The organism is Bacillus sp. mrc49, from assembly GCF_002803435.1.
This window is the reverse complement of sequence record NZ_PHNG01000102.1, coordinates 1-1,805: the sequence shown is the minus strand read 5'-3', so window position 1 is coordinate 1,805 and position 1,805 is coordinate 1. Positions and strand designations below refer to the sequence as shown.

Genomic DNA, 1,805 nt, shown 5'->3' with positions numbered 1-1,805 from the left:
CTCACCACTGATCACCCAGGAACACCAAAGCGTGGTATTGCCATCCGTTAAACTCCGTCCGGAAAAATGCCTGGCAGGAGTACAGACTAAATGTAAACCCTTGAATGAAACCTCATCCCACCAATTATGTTCTGATATCAATTCTTCGTTAACGCCCCAGCGCTCCAGATGTCCCCCGACACCTAGGGGAACGATGAACTGCCCAACCTTGTCTTTCAATTTCTTTATTGAGTGATAATCCAAATGGTCATAGTGGTCATGCGATAGTAAAACGGCATCGATAGATGGCAGCGAATCCAGGTCAACGGGCAGCTCGCCGCTAAACCGCTTGTTGCCGAACCAAGGAAAGGGAGTGGGGGCCTTGCCGAACATAGGGTCCACCAGGATCGTTTTACCATCCAATTCCAACATGAAGGCGGAATGGCCAAACCAGGTAATCTTATTGGAATCTTCAGCGGCCGTCCCTTTTGTTCCAATCGTGATAGGGGTGTCTGGCCTTTTTTTCGGATTGCCTCTTATGTAATCCCGTAATATGGAGCCAGTATGCTTTAAACTCATCGCTTGACTTGTGGGGACCTGATTCTGGAATTTCCCATTGGCAAAATTATCTTTCTCATTGAACATTCTCACTTTTGCTTTCGTCGTCTTTTTCCCTAGTGGAGGATAAAGCTTAAGGAAAAGGAACAATAAAATAAAAGCAGAAACGATGATTTTTACAATTTTCAGCATGATGATGTTCCTCCATATAATCAAATATTTTTGTTACTTATCATATCACAGAATAACTAAGGTTATTTACTAAGATGTCCCGTAAATATCCACCCTTGAGAAATCGCTCTTTATAAAGTGAAACTTTAGGGGAATGGCATAAGTTTCATAAACTCCAGGCAGGGAAAAGAGGTAGATGAAATGAATAATATAGAGAGAGAAGATATATAAACGGCGTATGAGGGGCAGGGGGATAACGGTTGTTAATTTTTTTCAGAGTCTTTGTCTGGGTGGTGTTTTTTGCTTTATTGGCCTATGTTATCTTGTCTTGGAAATATAAAGACAAGGTAAGTAAAAAAATCGAAGCGATCCGAAAAACCTGGTATATCATTTTTATACTGGGAGCGCTGATTTATTGGAATTTCTATCCGATGAGTATATTCAACGAGTGGAAAAACTTTTTGATCATGGCAGTTGTATTCATTCTGATTGATATGTTTGTGTTCTTGAGCATGTATATATCGAAAATTGGCGACAATGAATTGTCCTACGCAACTAAAGCTGTTGCGGAAAGCGACAAGCTTTTAACGGACAATAGGGAAAAGGTCAAAAATATGTTTCACTTGTTAAAGAAAGAAGGAATACCTGAATACTATCAAACGAATAAGGAGTATCTGGCTTATTTGAGCATTCTCCTTCAAGCTTACGCTGCAAAGGAAGCGATGAGCGTGAACATTCTTCCTTTCAAGACGGAACAGGACAAGCAAATGGTGATGACTGGGCATCCTAACTTGAATGGCAGCACCATTCGTGCTACATTGGAAAGAGAAGATACGTATTATAATGATGAAGAAAAAATGGCACTCCAGCCAGTAAGCATTTTGATGGAACCATATATCCTTGACGTTAAATCGGAAAGCTTCATTTCAGAAGTCGATTGTTTGTTGATAGCATTACTGATCATGATGTTCGATATGGTCATAAAACAAAATCCAGGTGGTGAAGGTTAGATGAGCATTTATGATAAAGTCGGCAGTGAAGTTTCGGTTGCTGTAATCAAACCACAGGTTAAGATACCCGATGTTGGGTTAAGCCCG

The 1,805-nt window shown here is 40.7% G+C and carries 2 protein-coding genes; one reads left to right on the top strand and one right to left on the bottom strand.

The features are described 5' to 3' along the window. On the bottom strand, positions 1-729 hold a 729-nt coding region (locus CVN76_RS00685; RefSeq protein WP_232732033.1), incomplete at its 3' end, for an MBL fold metallo-hydrolase. 239 nt (positions 730-968) lie between these two features. On the opposite strand from CVN76_RS00685, the gene CVN76_RS00680 reads away from it, so the two are divergent. After that, positions 969-1,718: a type II toxin-antitoxin system SpoIISA family toxin gene (locus CVN76_RS00680; RefSeq protein WP_100530072.1), complete on the top strand. Its 750-nt coding sequence runs from the start codon at positions 969-971 to the stop codon at positions 1,716-1,718. The last annotated feature ends 87 nt before the right edge of the window (positions 1,719-1,805 follow it).